This is a genomic window from Robertmurraya sp. GLU-23 (assembly GCF_052983275.1).
In genome coordinates, this window is the sequence record NZ_JBRKCV010000037.1 from 1 (window position 1) to 2,439 (window position 2,439).

2 protein-coding genes are annotated in these 2,439 nt (G+C 35.9%); both read left to right on the forward strand.

Features of this window, described 5'->3' with window-relative positions:
* The first annotated feature begins 148 nt into the window (after positions 1 to 148).
* Positions 149 to 1,651 carry an IS21 family transposase gene (gene istA / locus ACVBAX_RS25195; RefSeq protein ID WP_447119678.1) on the forward strand — a complete coding sequence of 501 codons (1,503 nt, stop codon included), beginning with the start codon at positions 149 to 151 and terminating at the stop codon, positions 1,649 to 1,651.
* On the forward strand, positions 1,651 to 2,370 hold the full coding sequence (gene istB / locus ACVBAX_RS25200; protein WP_447119680.1) for an IS21-like element helper ATPase IstB: 720 nt from the start codon (positions 1,651 to 1,653) through the stop codon (positions 2,368 to 2,370). Before istA ends, istB begins: the two co-directional genes overlap by 1 nt.
* Positions 2,371 to 2,439: the final 69 nt, after the last annotated feature.

The following is a 2,439-nucleotide window of genomic DNA, read 5'->3' on the forward strand; positions in this document are numbered from 1 at the left end:
TGTTTATGGCAGAATAAAAATGTAGGGTTCGGCAGTTAATTTATGTAGTTCTTACGGAGCTAGATAAATAAAAAAGTCACTTGTCAACAACTTCTCATACTAGTAAACTCTCTGTGATTGGGCTAACAATTACAGGGAGGTATAAGGAGTGTTAACAGTGACTGATATTGATTATATCAAACAAGAAGTGAATATTAAAGGTCACTCTTATTCAAAAGTGGCAAAACAAATGGAGAAAGATCCGCGAACTATTCAGAAGTATGCAGATAAAGAAGACTGGAATAAAAATCAACATAAGCAAGTAAGAAAACGCAGAGTCATGGATCCCGTAAAATCAATAATTGATCAATGGCTTTCGGAGGACATGAAGAAAAAGAAAAAGTTTCGTAGAACAGCAAAAAGAATTTACGATCAATTAAAAACTGAATTTGATTTTGAAGGATCAGAACGTACTGTTAGAGATTATGTTTCTAAGAGAAAAGTAGGATTGTTAGAGGAGGTAACCGATGCAGCTTTGCCTTTAGAAGCAAAACCAGGAACAGCCCAGGTAGATTTTGGAGAAGCTCCCTTCAAACATAAGGGAGAAATCATCAACTTACCTTATCTTGCGCTCTCTTTCCCACACAGTAATGCTTTCTATTTTCAGGTGTTTCAATCACAGAATAGAGAGTGCTTTTTAGAGGGTTTAAAGAGGATATTTCATCATATAGGAGGAGTGCCGAAGGCCATTCGGTTTGATAACCTTACCCCAGCAGTAAAAAAAGTATTACCAAACGGAGAGAGACAACTAACAGAGGAATTTCAAAACTTCGTTTTTCATTATGGCTTTGAGACTGAATTCTGTAATCCAGCAAGTGGAAATGAAAAAGGCCATGTGGAAGCAATGGTGAAATATATAAGAAATAACTTCCTTTTACCTGAGATCACCTTTTCAAATCTAGAGGATTTAAATAAGTCATTCTGGCTAGCTGCCGAAAAAGACCGGCAGAGAAAGCATTATCAAAAAGAAACTTTAATTGCCGAACTATATAAGGAAGATAAGCAACATTTTTACCAGTTACCCGAAAAAGAATATCTTTGTGTTCGATATGAAGAAGTAAAAGCTGATAAATACGGTTTTATTAAGGTAGACAATAGGATTTACTCTACCTCTCCCCGATTTGCCAAAAGTGTAGTTTTGGCAAAAATATCATTTGATAAAATTGAAATATTAACACCGGAACATAACCTTGTGACCGAACATACTAGATTGTATGGAAAACAAAAGAAATCAATGGAGTGGCAGCCATACTTAAATCTCATGGCAAAAAGGCCAACAGCCATTAAGTATACAAGTTTCTATGAACAATTGCCACAAGAGTGGCAAACTTACTTAGGCAATTGTACCGTTAATGAGAAACAAGAGGCACTTCGTTTACTATCAGTTTTATTAAAAGAGCATGACTTTACATACGCCACTCAAGCTCTGAACACAGCATCTGAAAGTGGTCATCCTTCGGTTGACTCCATTAAGCAAGTATTCTACCAATTAATCAATGGTCGTGGATTGAGAAGAGAAATAACAGTAAAAGGAACGGTTCCAGTTATGCCCCCAGCGACTAGAGGTGCCAATCATTATGATCAACTCTTTCATAAAGGCGGTGTATCTTAATGGAATCGACCATACAAGAATATGCCAAGAGATTAAAATTAAGCTGGATCAGACAAAATTATAACAAAATCCAGGCGGATACTAATGAGGAATATCTCTTGAAATTAATGGAACTTGAGATACAGCAACGGGAGGAACGGAGAATAAATTTATTACTAAGCCAAGCATCATTGCCAAAAACACCTAGTGTTCCATTTAGGTGGGATGAAATTGAGTATAATCAAGGCCTTACAAGAGACTATTTATTAGAGGGGCATTTCATTGATAAGAAAGAGAATTTAATTTTCTATGGTGGTGTCGGAACAGGTAAGACTTTCTTAGCCACTTTAATCGGCTTAAATGCCATACATAAAGATGGCAAACAAATCAAGTTTTATACTGTAGCTGGTCTAGTTAATAGACTATTGGAGGCAAATGAGAAAGGTACATTGAGTCGTTTTTTAAAGCAAATTGAGAAGCTAGATTGCTTAGTTTTAGATGAACTAGGTTACATTCCACTTCATAAACAAGGGGCGGAACTCTTATTTCAAGTGATCAGCCTGTGTTATGAAATGAAGAGTCTAATCATCACAACAAATCTGCGATTTGGAGAATGGAATCATGTGTTTGGTGATCCAATTCTAACGGAAGCTGTCATTGATCGGCTTATTCATCATTCACACCTAGTAGTATTTAAAGGACCTAGTAATCGGATGAAGGAATCATTATTACAAAGTTAAGGAAATAGAGAGTATTGGCAAGTAACATTTTTAATTGCCGTTTAATACAATTTTTACTTGCCAAATACA